Here is a 16,355-nt window from a genome sequence, read left to right on the forward strand (position 1 = left end):
ATGATCAGGACCGGCTCCCCTGCGGCGTCCGCCGAGCGCACAGCCTCGATGATCTCCGCTTCCGTGCGGGCCTCTATGTAGTTGCCGGCGGGGCCGCCGACGGCAGCGGTGGTCAGGTCGGAAAGCATGGTGGGAGTCACCCGTCCAGCTTAACTTAATTGAGTGGTTCACGGCTTTAATCGAATTAGTACAGCAGAAAAAGCGGTTTGTGACATAGGCGTTTTTCGATGGTCTGAAGGCGGATAGGGAGACACTATAACGACGAAATTCATCCAAACTGGGCAAAATTGAGTTTGGTTTGAGCCGCTAAGGTCTGCCGCGCTGCATAGGCCAGCCAAGTATCGGATGTGCCGGCGGCATCATTGCCCTTTCCTCTAGCGAGGTGTCCACCAAACCGTCAATTCCGCACTGCAAATGCTCTAAGGTCGCTGACATTGCTCGACTTGGGGTTCACGCGAACGCCTCGATGAATCAACAAGTAGGCCAGGCCGCTGGCATAGGCCAAAGTTGCAGCCAGCGAAGCCCCGGTCGCACCCATATTGCCTCCGATGAGACACAATACTCCAACATCCACAGCAATTGAAACTAAGCATGAGTAGAGAACGCCAAATTTGTGACCACGAATGATTTCGGCATTAGATATATACCTGTATACCGCCAATAGAGTAATTCCAGGCAGTAGCGCCCAGGTCGCATTTATCGATTCTAAATATTCAACCCCAAAGAGCAGCGGAATAAGGACTGGACTAAGGATCGCAATCACCGCGGATCCGACTAATGATAGTCCGAACACTTGCCAAGTATCACTACTGAGAGATCGCGAGTGATCCCGCGCATAAATTGGGGCTCGCACGGTTGACATCGACATCGATGCAACTAAAACCAGCTCCGCTAATGCCACTGCAGCAGAATAGATGCCGACTTCCATCGAATTGCTTATGGCATTTAACACTAAGACGTCTGCGCGATAGGATAAAAAGAGGACCACCAGCGTTAAGTTCGTGGTTAGAACATAGCCCCACGGTATTTTATCCCCACTGTCTCTGCGGGGCTGCTGCACTTCGAATGCCCTGTCCCATAGGAACCAAGAGGTTATTCCCACAATGAGAACGCCGAACACGTATCCCAGCGTGGCCCCTTCCAGGCCAAGGTAGATGGCGCCGACTATCATCATTAATCCGGGCACGAATATTTGCAAAACCCGCAAGAGGGCAAGAGCTTTGAACTGCTTTCGTGCTTGCAGGAGAGCTGCGAGGAACTCGGAAACGATGAGGGCAATGCCAATAAACACCGTTCCACTCAGCAAAAGTGTTATGAACGAAAAAGCGTTTGAACTTGACGTAACCTGCATGACAAAGCAGGCAAGCCCCACAGCGACTGCGACGGCAGAAGACCAATTAAGCAGCTTATGGAGCCGGTATACGAGGCGCCCGTACTTGCTAACATCCATAACCACTAGTTGCGGGCCGGCCAGCATGGCGACAGTGCTGATGAGTGACGGGATGAGTATTGAAACTGTATAGGTACCCTTGTCCACGGGCCCCAGGACGCGAGCCGAAAGAACGCCGAAAATGGCAGTTAGGCCAATGACCAAAATACGACTTCCAAATGTCCACAGGTAAGTAGAAAGTCGCTTATACTTCATCAATAATTGCATTCACGATGGGTTCGATGGTCCCGACTTCGCTCATTTTTTTTTGATAGTGTCAGTCGCTCGGTCTCATTTAGCGCGAGTGCCTCAGTCAATGCTAGCGACATCTCGTCAGGAGTGGCCTGCATGCTAGACGGCGTCCTGCCTGTGAAATTATACCTCTGCAGTTCCTCGATGCCCGAAAGCGTAGCCAGGCCGTGCGTGCCATCGCTTGTGGCCACAACGGTTGGGCGCCCAGCTGCCATGCTTTCGATCGCGCCCCTACCAGCGGTTACGACGACGCTCGCGCGAACGATCCACGGTCTCGGATCTGTCACAGCCCCCACGAAAGTCACTTGGGACTCCAGGCCACGTTCCTGCACGGATCGTCGTAGCTCGTCTTCTTGAGGCCCGCCACCGACCACTACTAGGCTGACGCCCAGACTCGCCACAGCCGAAAACAACGCGGCCAGTGGGGCCGTTTTGTTGGGCGTTAGCGTTCCGAGGAAAACCGCTGGTCCTTGGCGATCGTAGGTGTCGACTATTTCGCTGGCGTTCTGTCCCCAGTACATTTCGGCACGAAATATGTTGCCCAACTCGTCCACCGTCATGTTGGGTGCTTGGTCCTTGAGGAAGGCGGATGTCTCAGATGTTGCGGCTAGAAGACCGCTCAACTGGCTTACCGTCTCGACATGGTCGCGAAAGGGCCACTCAACCGGAGTTGTGCCGTGGACCAATGCCATTCTCTTGGCTTCGGGCCAGTTCCGGAGACTGTATTTCGAAAAAAAAGCCGTTGGCCCCGGCTGTGAAGAAATGATCAATGCGGCGTTCTTCACTTTGATTGCCAGATGTCGGGCGCTGGCGGCTTCCAACACGCGCAAGAGTAGCCTCTTCATCCACCTTGAGTTCTCCGAGGCTGTTCCCTCGCGCCACATCACTCGGACACAGGGCGCCGAGAACGAAGCCTCCTTAAACCAGGGGCCGGGCTTGGCGACCAGGACCGGCTGAATTCCTTGATCATGAAGCATGCGTGCTAGCGCAAAAGCGTAGGTCTGGGAACCGCCGGGGCGAAAGGCGTTCATCGCGATGATTACTACGGGGCGGGATGAATCCTTCAGCATGTGCCCATCCTACGTGTCTTGGGCCGGTCGGCCATTATGTGGCGTGACGAAGCCGGTCCCCTTATCCAATGACATCAAGTCTGGTTCTCGAATGACATGGATGAGGATCCATTTAGTCAAAAGAGTGAACGCCGCCAACGGCGGTACGAAGCTGTCGGTGGACTACCGCGTATCCACATCCTCAAACACCAGAAATGTCTGCGTATCCAGCACCCCAGGCATGGACTGCAGCTGGTCGAAAATCACTCGCCGCAAGTCCACGTTGTCCACGGCGCGCACCAGCAGGATGACGTCAAAGTCCCCGCCCACCAGCGCGATGTGGTGCACCTCGGGGATTGCCCGCAGCAGTTCCCGCAGCTCGCGCCAGGAATGCTGCCGCACCTTCAGAGTCACGTAGGCGGAGGACTTCAGGCCGGCCTTGATCGGGTCCACCAGGGCCGTGAACTTGGTCAGCACGCCCTCGCCCGTCAGCCGGGCGATCCTCGTATAGGCGTGTGCCCGCGAGATGTGGACGTTCTCGGCCACCTGCGTCACTGACATCCGCCCGTCCCGCGTCAGCTCCGCGATGATGTTGCGGTCCACATCGTCGAGCGGCACCGCGACTTGCCCAGGCTCGGCTCCTGCCATTTGTCTACTACCCCCGTCGGTAACCCAGCTCACACTTACGATTTGTCTTTCAGGGTAGGGCAATATCTAAAACTTCTCCACGATTCCCGCTGGGGCTGGATACGAAACATCGTCCGGGATGATACTGAGAGCGAATAGTGGCTACAGAAGGACGGACCAATGACGATCTCCGCGGACCACACTGCCCCGGACCAGGCAGCGCAGGACGGGCAGGCGCCGGAAAAGGCAGAAGACCTGCATCTTGAAGGCGCCGCGGCCGAGGCGGTGCGCAAATTCGGCATCACCGTCGAGGACTACATGCTGCCGGCCCGCCACCAGATCCAGATGGTGGACCAGGACGGCAACCTCAAACCGCACTCCGAGCAGGGCACCGAACCGGGCCACGAGTACCCGCTGCCCAGCGACGAGGAACTCCTGGCCGCCTACGAACAGCTGGTCGTCGGGCGCCGGGTCAACGACCAGAACTCCGCCCTGGTCCGCCAGGGCCGCATGGCCGTCTACCCCTCCAGCCATGGCCAGGAGGCCTGCCAGGTGGCAGCTGCCCTGTGCCTGTTGGAGGGCGACTGGATGTTCCCCACCTACCGGGACTCTGTCGCGGTGATGGCCCGCGGAGTGGACCCGGTGCAGACCATGACGCTGTTCCGCGGCGATTGGCACAGCGGCTACGACCCCGCCAAGCACAAGGTCGGCATCCAGTGCACCCCGCTGACCACCCAGCTGCTTCACGCCGTCGGCGTCGCGCATGCGGCCAAGCTGCGCGGCGAGGACACCGTCGTCCTGGCGATGTGCGGGGACGGCGCCACCAGCGAGGGCGACTTCCACGAGGCCTTGAACTTCGCGGCCGTCTTCCACCTGCCGGTGATCTTCTTCGTGCAGAACAACCAGTACGCCATCTCGGTGCCGCTCGCGCACCAGTCCGTTGCGCCGTCGCTCGCCCACAAGGCCGTCGGCTACGGCATGGCCGGCGAACGCGTGGACGGGAACGACGTCGTGGCCCTTCTCGCGGTGCTGGACCGTGCCGTGAAGCTGGCCCGCGAAGGATCCGGCCCGCTCCTTGTGGAGGCACACACCTACCGCATGCAGGCGCACACCAACGCGGACGATGCCACGCGCTACCGCCAGGACAGCGAAGTGGCCCAGTGGGTGGCCCGCGATCCGCTGACGCGGATGAAGAGGTACCTGACGGACAAGGGGCTGCTGGACGACGACGGCGAGTCCCGGATTGCTGAAAAAGCGGAAGCGGTTGCCACACAGCTCCGCAACGGCCTCAGTGAGGACGTTCCCGTGGACCCGCAGGATCTCTTCAACCACGTATTCTCCACCCCGACCCCGCAGCTCAAGGAACAGTCCGCCCTGCTCGCCGACGAGCTCGCCCGCGACGCCAGCACCGGCGCTTCATCCGACACGGAGGCAGCACGATGAGCCCCACCATCACCACTTCTTCTGAAGCCAACGGCAACGTCAGCTCCGCCACCGCCAGGGCGGCGGCGTCGGCTGCGGCTTCCGCCGAGGCAGCCGGCCCCCAGCCGGTCACCATGGCCAAGGCCCTGAACACAGCCATGGCCGACGCCATGCACGCCGACAAATCTGTCCTGGTGTTCGGCGAGGATGTCGGCATGCTCGGCGGTGTCTTCCGTATCACCGACGGCCTCACCAAGACCTTCGGGGAGCAGCGCTGCTTCGATACGCCGCTGGCCGAGTCCGGCATCGTGGGCATGGCCGTAGGAATGGCCATCAACGGCATGCGCCCCGTCATCGAGATGCAGTTCGACGCATTCGCCTACCCGGCATTCGAACAGATCGTCAGCCACGTGGCCAAGATGCACAACCGGACCAAGGGCGCCCTCAAGCTGCCCATGGTCATCCGCGTCCCGTATGCCGGCGGCATCGGGGGAGTGGAGCACCACTGCGACTCTTCCGAGTCCTACTACGCCCACACCGCCGGCCTGAAGGTCTACACCCCTGCCACCGTGGCAGACGCCTACCGGATGCTCCGGGAGGCCATCGACTCGGACGACCCCGTGATGTTCATGGAACCCAAGAAGCTCTACTGGTCCAAGGACCTGGTGGACCTCGAGGCGCTCCGCAGCGAACACGAAGCCAACACCGAACGGGGGACCTCCACGGAAGGCCGTGCCGCCGTCGCCCGTCCCGGCACCGACGCAACGCTGATCGCCTACGGGCCGTCCGTACCCACGGCGCTCGCCGCTGCTGCCGCCGCGGCGGAGGAGGGGCGCTCCCTGGAAGTCATTGACGTGCGCACCATCGTGCCGTTCGACGACGAGACCGTCGCCGCCTCCGTCCGGAAGACCGGCCGCGCCGTGGTGATCGCCGAGGCACACGGCTTCGCCTCCGTGTCCTCCGAGATCGTGGCCCGCGTCCAGGAGCGCTGCTTCCACCACCTTGCCGCGCCGATCCGACGGGTGACGGGCTTCGACGTCCCGTACCCGGCCCCGAAACTCGAGCACTACTACCTGCCCGGCGTGGACCGCATCCTCGACGCCGTCGACGACCTCCAGTGGGAAGACTGATCAGATGAGCGAAACCAAAGTATTCCTCCTCCCCGACCTGGGCGAGGGCCTCACCGAAGCCGAACTCGTGAACTGGCTCGTGGCCGTCGGCGATGAAATCCGCGTGGACCAGCCGATCGCCGAAGTGGAGACCGCCAAATCCATGGTGGAAGTCCCGTCCCCGTACGCCGGCACGGTCGCCGAGCTGCACGGCGAACCAGGCCAGACCCTGGACGTGGGCAAGCCTTTGATTTCGGTGGTTGAGCCTGTCGAAACCCAAGGCGCCGAAACCAACTCCCCGGTGGTTGAGCCTGTCGAAACCCCTGTCGAAACCAAGGCAGCCGAAACCAGGACCCCGGTGGTTGAGCCTGTCGAAACCCCGGTCCAAACCAAGGCTGCCGAAACCTACCGCACTGAAGAAAAAGCCGGCTCCGGCAACGTGCTGATCGGCTACGGCACCCCGGGAGGAACCGCAACCGTGCGCCGGACCAGGCCCCGGCGTATGACCTCGCTGGTTGAGCCTGTCGAAACCAATACTGTCGAAACCAAGAGGCAAGCTGAAAAGCTCACCACCTCCGCCGACGACCTCCTCCTGACACGCACCCGCGTCCCCGGCAAGCTAGGGGCCGTCATCTCTCCGCTGGTCCGTCGAATGGCCAAGGAACACGGCGTGGACCTTGGCCATGTGCAGGGCTCGGGTGACAGCGGTCTGATCATGCGCCGCGATGTCGAAGCCGCCATCAACTCTCCGGTGGTTGAGCCTGTCGAAACCCGCGCCCACCCGGTGGTTGGGCCTGTCGAAACCACGCGCCGCCCGCTGGTTGAGCCTGTCGAAACCAGGCCCAATGTCGATTCCCGTACCGGCCTCGGGATCGTCCGCCGCACGCCGGTCCGCGGTGTCCGCAAAGCGGTAGCCGCCAACATGACCCGCAGCCGCTCGGAGATCCCTGAAGCAACCGTCTGGGTGGATGTCGACGCGACGGCGCTCGTTGAGATGCGAGCCGAGCTGAAGAAAAAAGAGGGACACGATACTCCTGGCCTCCTGGCCTTCATTGCCCGTTTTGTCACTGCTGGGTTAAAAAAGTATCCGGAACTGAACACGAGGATCGTCACTGCGGAGGACACGTCCGGCGGCGAACAGCAGGAAATCGTCGCCTTCGATGGAGTCAACCTGGGCTTTGCCGCCCAGACGGACCGGGGCCTGATGGTTCCGTCCGTCCGCAACGCAGATAGGCTCAGCGCCCGGGAACTGGACGCAGAGATCAAGCGGCTAACTTCCGTCGCACGCGACGGCAAGGCGACACCTTCCGACCTGGGCAGCGGCACTTTCACGCTCAACAACTACGGTGTGTTCGGCGTGGACGGCTCGGCGGCGATCATCAACTATCCGGAGGTTGCCATCCTGGGCGTGGGCCGGATCATCGACAAGCCGTGGGTAGTCAACGGCGAACTCGCGGTCCGGAAGGTCACCGAGCTGACGCTGACCTTCGATCACCGGGTGTGTGACGGCGGAACTGCTGGCGGCTTCCTGCGCTACATCGCGGATGCCATCGAGAACCCCTGTGAGGTTTTGGTTGATGTCTAGCCTTGGCTCCGAAATCGTGGGTCGGTGAAGCGACCTACTGGCCTGCGAATTTTGGTCGTGTCATTCGATAGCGAGTGTTGATCAGATAGGTCCCGATCTCGTAAGTCTGCCCGTAGTTGTATACGGGAAAGTCCCACGGCGCTGGGGTTTCTTCGAGTAATACCGGCGTGGTGTACCAAGGGCCCTTAGCCATCCAAATTCCATATCTTGTTCCGATGGTCCCAGCCTCGCCGGTCGTAATAAAGAATAAATTGCCTTCGCTAGTGCCGATCATCCCTCGAGACGAGCCTTTCCATGACCCCCCACCGTCGACGGGTGCGTCATCAAACCAAATTGTTGGGTCGATTTTGGCGTGGTGCATGCCGGGGCCGAGATTTGCTCGATAGTACTGAAGTACGTGCGGTTGGGCTGTTCCGTCTCCTTCCATAAAAATGCGGCTTGGCGTGCCAGGCGTGCTTTTTGTACAGCAGATATCAATCCCATACCGATTTGAGGAACCGCGGCCGGGTATAGGATTTCCAGTGGCCGCTTGGTGCCAAGTGACTCCGGCATCCGGGGAGTAGTAGTATCCAAATCCCCCCCAAGACCCCTGGTCGCCTACGTTCACGTGGATCTTATTGGGATCGGTTGGGTCCACTCGAACGCAGTGAACGTGGCGAGCCGCGGGAAGAGACAAGACGGTGGTCCAGGACATTCCGTTGTTTGTTGATTTATAGACAAATGCCCCCGAAGGATTTTTTGGTGTAGCATATGGCCCCGTCAGGCCGTAATTTGAATAAAATAGTGCCGATCCGTTGTGTGCGGCGTTCAGATAACGACCGGTAGATCCTGCTGGCATTCCAGGCGGGGTTACATTGATCCAGGAATTGAACGTATCTACGGTCCCTTTCCAGAGTCTGCCATCAAGGGTGGTGACCCACCACAGGTCTGCATTGAAGACGACGCTGATAGCGGTTGAATCGGGGCCAAAGTCGGTCGCAGGGGACCTCCCCTTGTCCGTCCATGTCACAGCATCGTCAGAAGTGACCCAGTGCCCATTCGTCGCAGAGTATCCATAAAGGCGCCCGGTCTTGGGGTTTTTACCTATGACGTAAACACCCATGTCGGTTCGATCGTAGGCCCCAACAAGTGGGGTCGGGTCGTCCGGGTGGAGCGTCACGAGGGGGATCTTAGTCTGGAGACCCAGGCCCGTTAGCGCCGTGGGCAATGGATGCGAATCCCCGACCATGAGTGCACCGATCTGCTGACCATATGTTGAGTGCGAGGCGAAGGTGGACGAGGAGAGAGAGGTCGAGAATGCAACGTAGGCTAGCCCTTGCTGGAGGTCGGTTGGCGGTAGTGCGATCTCCGCCGGGAAATTGCCAGGTCCATTACCGACAGCTCCGGAGCAGACAACTCGGTTAAGCGCCGCATCATATGCTCCAACGCTTACGTCACCGCCTGCGGTGACGACATGAATGCGGGCCCGTCTGGCTCGAATCGTCTTTATGACTGTTGTCGGGGCCAGAATGGCTGTATTAACACCAAATGAGGAATCTGTATCTCGAGCAATCGGGGCTACAGGCAGAGATTGCGGAGTGCCTACTTGGGCCGAGGGAGCATCCAGAATTCCCATTTAGCTCACTACAATCTGCGGAACCGCTACTGCCGCGCCTGAGGCATTCCGTTTGATGGGCGGCTGGGTGAACGTCCTGGATCCGTACGAGATGTGGTAGGCGTTGATGGCGCCGCTCGCATCGATTACGTCAGTCGTGAAATATCCGGTTGTGCCGTCGGGCCAAATGACCGTGGCCGATGTTATGACATTCTGTTCGTTGCGAATAATTTCTCCCACGATCAACAGGTCTGGATTTCTTGCCGCATGAATTAGACCCATTTGAATAGTGTCTGATTCGTCGCCCGAAGCCGGTTGAGATGGAGAAGAATTCTCGGCCGCTTCCGCAGGACTTGCAGAAAAGGCGTATGCCCCGCTAACTGCGGTGATAAGCGAACCTATGCGCAGGAGGCTGCGGCGCTTGACAATTCCGCCGCCTTGGTTCTTGATAATCGCCCCTCCTGTTTCAGCGCTCAAGGAATCTCCGAGTAGCTGGTCTTTCTCAGACTTATTCATCAAGATGAACTCAGTTTTCTCGAGTTCTTGCCAATCCGGGCGCAGTGATTGTCGGCATCTCACTTTCTCAAGCCGCGCACGATCCTGTTCATTTGTAGCGGCTGCACTATCTGCTCCGCGATTCCCCCACTTTTCTATCTTCATGGCCATAATTTATGGGGCGGGCAAGGGGGCAAGCCAGAGTAAGTAGTACCCGTCTTCAAGAAAGGCAGTACTTGCGAACGAGCTCCTCGTACGGGGCATCTTTCAATTCCTACTTGCCCCGAGGTGTGGAAACGGGTACCCGCTTGGCGTCGCCGTCCGAAACCCCGTCAACGCTGCACGTGCGCTTGCCGCTTGTCGTGCACACAGAATCTGTGGCCTCATTCGCTTCTATGAAGGACTGCCAGCCTCATGAGTAGAATCGAGGCCTGAAGACCGCAGATGCTCCCAAGATTTACGGAGAACGAATGTCACGATGGCTCGAGGTCGGCACGGACAACTATGTGCTGACGACGGAAAATTCAAAGCTAAACACCGGCCTGATCATTGGAACGGAACGGGCCATGGTCATCGACACCGGGTGCGGGCCGCGGCAAGGGCGCGAGATTCTGGATGCTGTGCGTCAGAAGACTCAGCTGCCCTTGGTCGTCGTGAACACCCATGCGCACTACGACCACTTCTTCGGCAACGCTGTGTTCGCCGAGGACGGTGCCACCGAATTCTGGGCCCACGAGAACTGCGCCGAGGAGATCAGCGACAACGGCGATGCCCAGAGGCCCGCTGTTACCGATCTGGAGCCGGAAATGGCCGCCGGTGAAGGCGCGAATGTTGAACTGGTGGTGCCGAACGCGCTGGTCCGGGACCAGCCGGTGCTCGTGGATCTGGGCGGACAGTCGGCTACGATGATCTACCTTGGCCGAGGCCACACCGACGGCGACCTGCTGGTGGGCACCAGCACCACGCTGTACGCCGGTGACCTGGTGGAGCAGGGAGCACACCCTTCGTTCGAGGACTCGTACCCGGTGGAATGGGCCGACGCCCTGCGGCACCTCTCGGCACTGCGGCACCGCTACGAATTCCTCATCCCCGGCCACGGCGAGCCGTGCAGCGACCGCTTCGTCAAGACCATGGCGGACACCATGTCCACGGCCGTCAGGCAGGCACGCCAGTCGATACGGGACACACCTTCCGACGCCACGAAGGCCATTCCTGTTTTGCCATACGGACCGGAGCAGTCCCGCTGGTTCATCAAGCGACTTCAAGAGACGCGGCCGCAGCACTAGTCGTTGCGGAGAAGTCCGGTAAGGCCGGCCAACAGGAGCGCGGCGAGAAGCCAGGCCAAGCCCCGAATAGCTGCAAAGGTTCCCTGAAGCCATGGCGTTCCGCTGATTCGCCATGCGTCAGCCTGACCTGTAGCAGCAGCCGGTATGGCCGTGTCTACAGCGAAGAGGCCAGGGCTAAAGGGCAGGTAGTTCGGTGGCAGGTTGATGGTGTCGGCGCCTAGAACGCCATTCGAGGCGTCGTTGTTATTTGCGGCAATTATGGTGGATGCGTCAATTTTCGTAGGGTAAAGCTTCCGGTCTGCGCCGAGCTCAATAAGAAGACTAGGAGCCATAGGGCTGCCAGCCAACCAATGACAATTAGTGGATAGTATCCGTAGCCAACCAGGCCGCCGTAAATTAGCCTCATGGCTTTAGACGGGCTGGGGGCGACCCGAGTGGTCCTCCGGGCTGCCTGGTATCGCAGCCATCGGCCATCCTCAGGCTGGCCGATTTGGTCGTAGCACTTGGCCAGTTCCTTCCAGGGCTGAGAAGCGAATTCCTTCCTTCGGTGGTTTCCGTCCCGGGCTTCAATGGAGTCCAACCAATCAGCTGCACTTTTCCAGTCCGATCGTAGGAAGCCTTCAACGGTCCCCAGTGTCCAGCCTTGGGCGTTGGAGATAGGAGGAAGCCCATTCGGCGGTTTCACGATTCCGGCTGAAAGGACGCGGATTGCAGCGAAAGAAAAGTCCACACCGTCGTGACTCACGAGATTGAGACGTAGAACGACACCGCCAATCCGGGCGTTTGAGAGGCTGAGCGCGTTAGCGCCCTGATTCATTAGTGTCGCTGAAGTAAGGTCAAGTACGCCGCCTAATATGCACATTGACTGCCCGGACTTCGCCGACGGCTTCAACGGCGTTGAATATCGTATCGCCCGTGATCTCTGCACCGTAGAGTTCGGGTGAGGTCTTTCCAGTGCCATGGAGCACAGCCCCTGTGAACTGGAGTTGCTGGCCAAAGTGTGCGACGGGCGCGCGGACTTCACCCGTTGTCTGTATCTCGTTGAGAAAGGCGGTTCCTTTGACGAATATCCCTTCCAGGTCCAGGGCATGACCGTCGGAGCGGCTCAAAGTCGCGCACGAAAAGTTGAGCTGCCCGCCGATAACAGCGCGGCTGCAGTCGGCGCCGCCGTTCGCGGTCATGTTGTAGAACGAGGCATTCCCGTCGACGCGGGTGCTTTGGATATCGAGAGCGACGCCTCGGGGTCTGGTAAGCGATGCTTCTGACATACTCAGGTCGGTGAGGAAATGAGCATTGGCGAATCGTATGGCGCCGGCGGCAGTTAAATTAGTCAGACACGTGTCTCTGGCCAGCTCGGGGCCGTATAGGTCCAAGGCATGCCCATGACGATCACTGAGTTTGGCCCGCTCTAGTGAGAGCTGGCCACCGAAGTGCGTGTTGACGGCGGACACTGTGCCGGCAGCAACGAGTCCATCCAAAATCGCATCTCCGGCGACCATGCCGCCGTCCATATCCAGAGCGGTGCCATACCGCCTGCTGAGCTTCGCTCCGCGCAGTAAAAGAGCCCCGCCCACACGAACGCCCACGGTCGACACCTGGCCGAATGCCTGGAGCTTGTCCGGAAAGGCGCTGCCGGATACTACGGTGCCTTCAAGCCGTAGGGCTTGGCGCCCGCGGTTGCGGAGCTTGGCAGCCGTTAGGACCAACGCGCCGTCTATATGCGCGTTGACGACCGCCACTTCACCAGTGGCCGTCAGTCCTTCCCCAAAGGCGCCGCCCGTGATTTTCGGGCCCTTCAGGTTGAGGGCACTGCCCCCGAGGTTCAACAGCTCCGCTCGCGTCAAGTTGAGCTGCCCACCGATCTCCGAGAAGTAGAATGACGTACTGCCCGCGGTTTTTATATATTTAGGAGTAACGCGTCGCCCCCGACGTGCGCACTATGGAGGTCCACAGCTGATCCTGCTGGACTATTCATCTCCGCCGCGGACATGTTGAGGTCGGCTCTAAAGCGTGCGTTAATCATGCGGACTTCTCCATTGGCGGAGACGCCATCGAGCAACGCGTCCATGGCCACTTCAGCGCCGTAAACATCTAGGGAGATCCCCTTGGGATTACTGAGCTTTGCGGCTTAAAGGGATAGCTGGCCTCCGAACCTAGAACCATTCGCGCGGACCTCTCCGCTAGCTTCGAGTAGGTTCAGAAGAGCATCTCCGCCGATGACGGCCCCGGTAAGTTCCAAAGCGGTCCCATTGGACGTACTGAGCTTTGCTGCGTCGAGAACAAGTTGACCTCCGATGCGTGCGTTGACGGGCCCGAACTTCGCCAGATGCAGTCAGATTCGCCAGCTCCGCATCTCCCTCAATCTTGGTTCCCGAGAGATTCAAGGCGCATTCGTCGCCAGCAGAAAGACTGGATCCAGTCAGGCTAAGCCGTCCACCAATGACCACTTCATATTGCATTCAGTGCTCCTGTCGATCGAATACCGGGCATGTCTAGACTTCCGTTCACACGAGCGGCGGCGACTGAAAGGCCTGGCAGCTCCACATTCGAGAGGATAAGGTCCTCAACTGTCGCGCCTTCAAACGACGGAGCCTTATCGAGGCGGCATTGATCGAAATAAAGTCGGCAGGGAATGGTGGCGAAATCAAAGTTCATTGTGCCGGTTATCACGGTTCTTTGGACTTGCAGTCCCTGCGGATCGAACCTAAGACCGGGAGTGAGTAGTACGTGCCGGATAGCTTCAGCGGGGATCGCGGACAGGACATCCTCATCTTCCGCGGGGTCCTGACCCTCCTCGTCTACGCCAACCGACTCGTCAATGGCGAGGCCCGTCCTGACCGCCTCGCGAAGCCGAGCAATCCAATAGGTTCGGGAGCTGACTTCCACGGTCATAGTTCAGTGCTAGCACTCAGACGGTTAATTGAGAAATATTGACTTTGTATGGGATTCCTTAGGAATAAGTCGGCGGGAATGCGCGCCGACATATTGCAGTGCTGATCCAAGTATCCCAGTGGTGGCCATAATGAAAAATAGGTACCGGCTACTCTGGGGCCTCACACTCACTCACTCTAGGTTGAGTGCATGAAGACCGGAATCCGCCACTCGATCCGCCAGTTCATCGAGCGGAACATCATCGCCGATGATCCAGCGCCGCAGCGGTCCTGGCTCGACCAGCAGGACATGCCCCGCCGGGAGAGGAGCCTGAACGCTCCCGTTTCGGGCTTGCCTGTCGCTCCACTGCCCCCGCTTCCGGGACGGCACAGCGCGGTACTGCACCTGCAGTCCTTCGGCAGGCTCAAGGGACGGCGCGCAGCGCGTGTCCATCGCGCGGCCGACGCGCCGAGCGTGAAGGAAATGATCTGAGGCGCATTCTTGCGGCGCAACAGGATGTCTTGATCTTTTCTTGAGGTTTACCTGAGCCTTTCTTGATCCATCGCCGTTAGCGTCGCAGCCATGAGCGCTTATGGGGGCAGCAGATACGGCAGGCGCATGGAACGGGAGATACGCCGGCGCAAGTTCCGGCTCGTTACCTACGTGGGGCTGGCGATGCTGGCCGTTGCGACGGCGGCAGTGGTGGTGCTCGCGCTGCAGAAATAGAGCCACGGGAGGGCGCCGTTGCGCCATGCTGACGCTTTGACGAGGTTTGTCAAACGCGTGTCCAAGTGGACAGCCGCGTTGACTACTAAGTAGTCTGACCGCAGATCTATGGGGGATCTACCTGTCAGTTACTGTCGTCGTCGCCAAAAGCCCAATGCGGTTGCGTCGAAGGTCTCAACGTCCCGGAGGTTTACCGTGGCACTTCCCGACTTCATCTTTGCGCTCTGCGCCCTGCTGGGCAGCCTTCTGATTCCATTCGCCGGCCTCTATGCGCTGCTGCGCCTGAAGCGGCGTGCTGTGGCTCCGGCTGTGGCCGGAGCCGTCCAGGCGCGGGTGGAGTAGACGTGCCGTACATCGACATCAATCCGCACCGCAGCCGCCCCAAATGGTGGAGCTATGTTGCGTTGGGCCTCCTCCTGGTTCTCACCACTGCAGTCGTGGGTGCCGCCCTCGTCCAGGGCTGATGACAGCGGCAGGTGCGCCAGCACCTAGAATTGCTGTTTGAACCTATCCAATCGAGAAGCAGCGGATATTGCTGTGAGCCCTGGGGGACCGAACATGCCCAAACCGGCGGATAACCAGATAGCCGAAGCAGACACCGACACGGAGCAGCCAGAGCTGCGACGCCGCCGTGCCCGCCGCCGTGACGGCAGCGACTCCGACGACTGGACAGGATCCTTTGACGCAGTGACACCCAACACCAGTTCCGTCCCCGTACTCCCGGTCCGCAGCTCCTCCTGGGCCGAAGCGGCCGCTGCCGCGGACGGCCTGACTGAAGCCCCGCCCGCGCCGGCCCGCATGCCGGCGGCAGCACCGGCGTCGTCTGTTCCGGAAGCTGCCCCCGAACCGGAACTGCCGACGGCGGACGCCACCGCGCTGCCGACGTCGTTCGTCCGCGAGCAGAAGCCCCGCCCGAAACGCGGCTTCCGCGGCTTCCTGTACCGGATGACCGGTGGCTCCTGGAATATGGGCCCCAGCGCGCAGGAGCGTGAGGAGGACGAGCTGGCCCGGCGAATCTCCCGCCAGCTGCAGGGCAGCTTTAACACCGCCGTGCTCAGCCTCAAGGGCGGCATCGGCAAGACTTCAACAACGGTGGGCGTGGGCCTGACCCTCGCCGAATTCCGCGGCGACCCGCCGTGCGCCATCGACGCGAACCCGGACTCCGGCGACCTCGTGGAGCGCGCCCTGGGCGAGGGCATCTACCAGCAGACCACGCCGCGGACCATTACCGACCTGCTCAAGAACATTGACTCCATCGATTCGCTCACCGGGCTGTCCCGCTACATGCATCACTCCGGCCGTCTGCACCTCATTGCCGGCGAGCAGGACCCAGAGGTGTCCGACTCCCTCACCGCGGAGGAGTATCTGCGGATCCGCAAGGTCATCGCCAGCTACTACTCGGTGGCGCTGACCGACTGCGGTACCGGCGTGACTCACAATGCGATGAGCGGCATCCTGCAGTCGGCGGACAACCTCATCATCGCCGCCGGTTACGCGGTGAGCGGCGCCAAGCGCGCCCGCAGCACCCTGCAGTGGCTCGCCAGCCATGGCTACGAGGAGCTGGCACGCAATGCGATCGTGGTGATCACGGACAAGGACGAAGTCTCTTCCCGTGTGGACAAGGACGCCATCGAGGAGCACCTCGCCGGAATGTGCCGCGAGCTCATCGCCGTGCCGCACGACAGGGGAGTGGCTGACGGGGATCTGGTGACCCTGGACGTACTGAAGCCGGAGACGCGGCGGGCCTACAAGGAGATCGCTGCCGCGATTGTGGACGGGTACAAGTAGGGGATACGGGAGCGGCTTGCCCGCTTCCTGATCGAACGAACGACGGTCAGATCGAACGGATAGTGAGAGCCTCGGCGGCCGGCTCCAAAGACTGTCTTGCTGGGGAACTTAACCGGTCTTAT

The 16,355-nt window shown here is 60.2% G+C and carries 15 protein-coding genes and 1 pseudogene; 8 read left to right on the forward strand and 8 right to left on the reverse strand.

Going from position 1 to position 16,355, the window contains the following annotated elements:
* The 4 genes and pseudogenes from JYA52_RS22545 to JYA52_RS17590 form a co-directional block, all read right to left on the reverse strand.
* Positions 1-140 (reverse strand): annotated as a pseudogene (locus tag JYA52_RS22545) (UDP-N-acetylmuramate dehydrogenase); the annotation flags it as partial.
* 257 nt (positions 141-397) lie between these two features.
* Positions 398-1,657, reverse strand: a complete 1,260-nt coding sequence (locus tag JYA52_RS17580; RefSeq protein WP_205654548.1) for an MATE family efflux transporter — start codon at positions 1,655-1,657, stop codon at positions 398-400.
* Positions 1,645-2,751 carry a glycosyltransferase gene (locus tag JYA52_RS17585; protein ID WP_205654549.1) on the reverse strand — a complete coding sequence of 369 codons (1,107 nt, stop codon included), beginning with the start codon at positions 2,749-2,751 and terminating at the stop codon, positions 1,645-1,647. The genes JYA52_RS17580 and JYA52_RS17585 overlap by 13 nt, the downstream gene beginning before the upstream one ends.
* Positions 2,752-2,913: 162 nt before the next feature.
* Positions 2,914-3,378, reverse strand: a complete 465-nt coding sequence (locus JYA52_RS17590; RefSeq protein WP_205654550.1) for an Lrp/AsnC family transcriptional regulator — start codon at positions 3,376-3,378, stop codon at positions 2,914-2,916.
* A 159-nt stretch (positions 3,379-3,537) separates the two neighbouring features.
* Here JYA52_RS17590 and pdhA point away from each other — a divergent pair, with 159 nt between their 5' ends.
* The 3 genes from pdhA to JYA52_RS17605 are packed head-to-tail and all read left to right on the forward strand — an operon-like array spanning position 3,538 to position 7,473.
* Complete coding sequence (gene pdhA / locus JYA52_RS17595; RefSeq protein ID WP_205654551.1) at positions 3,538-4,800, forward strand: pyruvate dehydrogenase (acetyl-transferring) E1 component subunit alpha; 1,263 nt, start codon at positions 3,538-3,540, stop codon at positions 4,798-4,800.
* The gene (locus JYA52_RS17600) at positions 4,797-5,909 is read left to right on the forward strand and encodes an alpha-ketoacid dehydrogenase subunit beta (protein WP_205654552.1); all 1,113 of its coding nucleotides are present in this window, start codon (positions 4,797-4,799) and stop codon (positions 5,907-5,909) included. Before pdhA ends, JYA52_RS17600 begins: the two co-directional genes overlap by 4 nt.
* A 4-nt stretch (positions 5,910-5,913) precedes the next feature.
* Positions 5,914-7,473 (forward strand): dihydrolipoamide acetyltransferase family protein, encoded by a 1,560-nt coding sequence (locus JYA52_RS17605; RefSeq protein ID WP_205654553.1) that lies wholly within the window; start codon positions 5,914-5,916, stop codon positions 7,471-7,473.
* A 34-nt stretch (positions 7,474-7,507) separates the two neighbouring features.
* Here JYA52_RS17605 and JYA52_RS17610 read toward each other — a convergent pair whose 3' ends face one another.
* Positions 7,508-8,575, reverse strand: a complete 1,068-nt coding sequence (locus JYA52_RS17610) for a WD40/YVTN/BNR-like repeat-containing protein (protein ID WP_205654554.1) — start codon at positions 8,573-8,575, stop codon at positions 7,508-7,510.
* Between the two features lie 513 nt (positions 8,576-9,088).
* Positions 9,089-9,727: a hypothetical protein gene (locus JYA52_RS17615; RefSeq protein WP_205654555.1), complete on the reverse strand. Its 639-nt coding sequence runs from the start codon at positions 9,725-9,727 to the stop codon at positions 9,089-9,091.
* A gap of 305 nt (positions 9,728-10,032) precedes the next feature.
* Here JYA52_RS17615 and JYA52_RS17620 point away from each other — a divergent pair, with 305 nt between their 5' ends.
* Complete coding sequence (locus tag JYA52_RS17620) at positions 10,033-10,848, forward strand: MBL fold metallo-hydrolase (RefSeq protein ID WP_205654556.1); 816 nt, start codon at positions 10,033-10,035, stop codon at positions 10,846-10,848.
* Positions 10,849-11,684: 836 nt separating this feature from the next.
* Here the strand turns inward: JYA52_RS17620 and JYA52_RS17625 are convergent.
* Positions 11,685-12,692: a hypothetical protein gene (locus JYA52_RS17625; protein ID WP_205654557.1), complete on the reverse strand. Its 1,008-nt coding sequence runs from the start codon at positions 12,690-12,692 to the stop codon at positions 11,685-11,687.
* A gap of 604 nt (positions 12,693-13,296) precedes the next feature.
* The gene (locus tag JYA52_RS17630; RefSeq protein ID WP_205654558.1) at positions 13,297-13,740 is read right to left on the reverse strand and encodes a hypothetical protein; all 444 of its coding nucleotides are present in this window, start codon (positions 13,738-13,740) and stop codon (positions 13,297-13,299) included.
* 189 nt (positions 13,741-13,929) lie between these two features.
* Between JYA52_RS17630 and JYA52_RS17635 the strand changes: the two genes are divergently transcribed.
* The 4 genes from JYA52_RS17635 to JYA52_RS17650 all read left to right on the forward strand — a co-directional run bounded on the left by JYA52_RS17635 (position 13,930) and on the right by JYA52_RS17650 (position 16,233).
* Complete coding sequence (locus tag JYA52_RS17635) at positions 13,930-14,211, forward strand: hypothetical protein (protein WP_205654559.1); 282 nt, start codon at positions 13,930-13,932, stop codon at positions 14,209-14,211.
* A gap of 90 nt (positions 14,212-14,301) precedes the next feature.
* Entirely contained in the window at positions 14,302-14,445 is a 144-nt protein-coding gene (locus tag JYA52_RS17640; protein WP_205654560.1) for a hypothetical protein, read from the forward strand.
* A gap of 195 nt (positions 14,446-14,640) precedes the next feature.
* Positions 14,641-14,787: a hypothetical protein gene (locus tag JYA52_RS17645; protein WP_205654561.1), complete on the forward strand. Its 147-nt coding sequence runs from the start codon at positions 14,641-14,643 to the stop codon at positions 14,785-14,787.
* 216 nt (positions 14,788-15,003) lie between these two features.
* Positions 15,004-16,233: a MinD/ParA family ATP-binding protein gene (locus JYA52_RS17650; protein WP_240460509.1), complete on the forward strand. Its 1,230-nt coding sequence runs from the start codon at positions 15,004-15,006 to the stop codon at positions 16,231-16,233.
* Positions 16,234-16,355 lie beyond the last annotated feature (122 nt).

The organism is Arthrobacter pascens, from assembly GCF_017052465.1.
Taxonomy (GTDB): Bacteria; Actinomycetota; Actinomycetes; order Actinomycetales; family Micrococcaceae; genus Arthrobacter; species Arthrobacter pascens.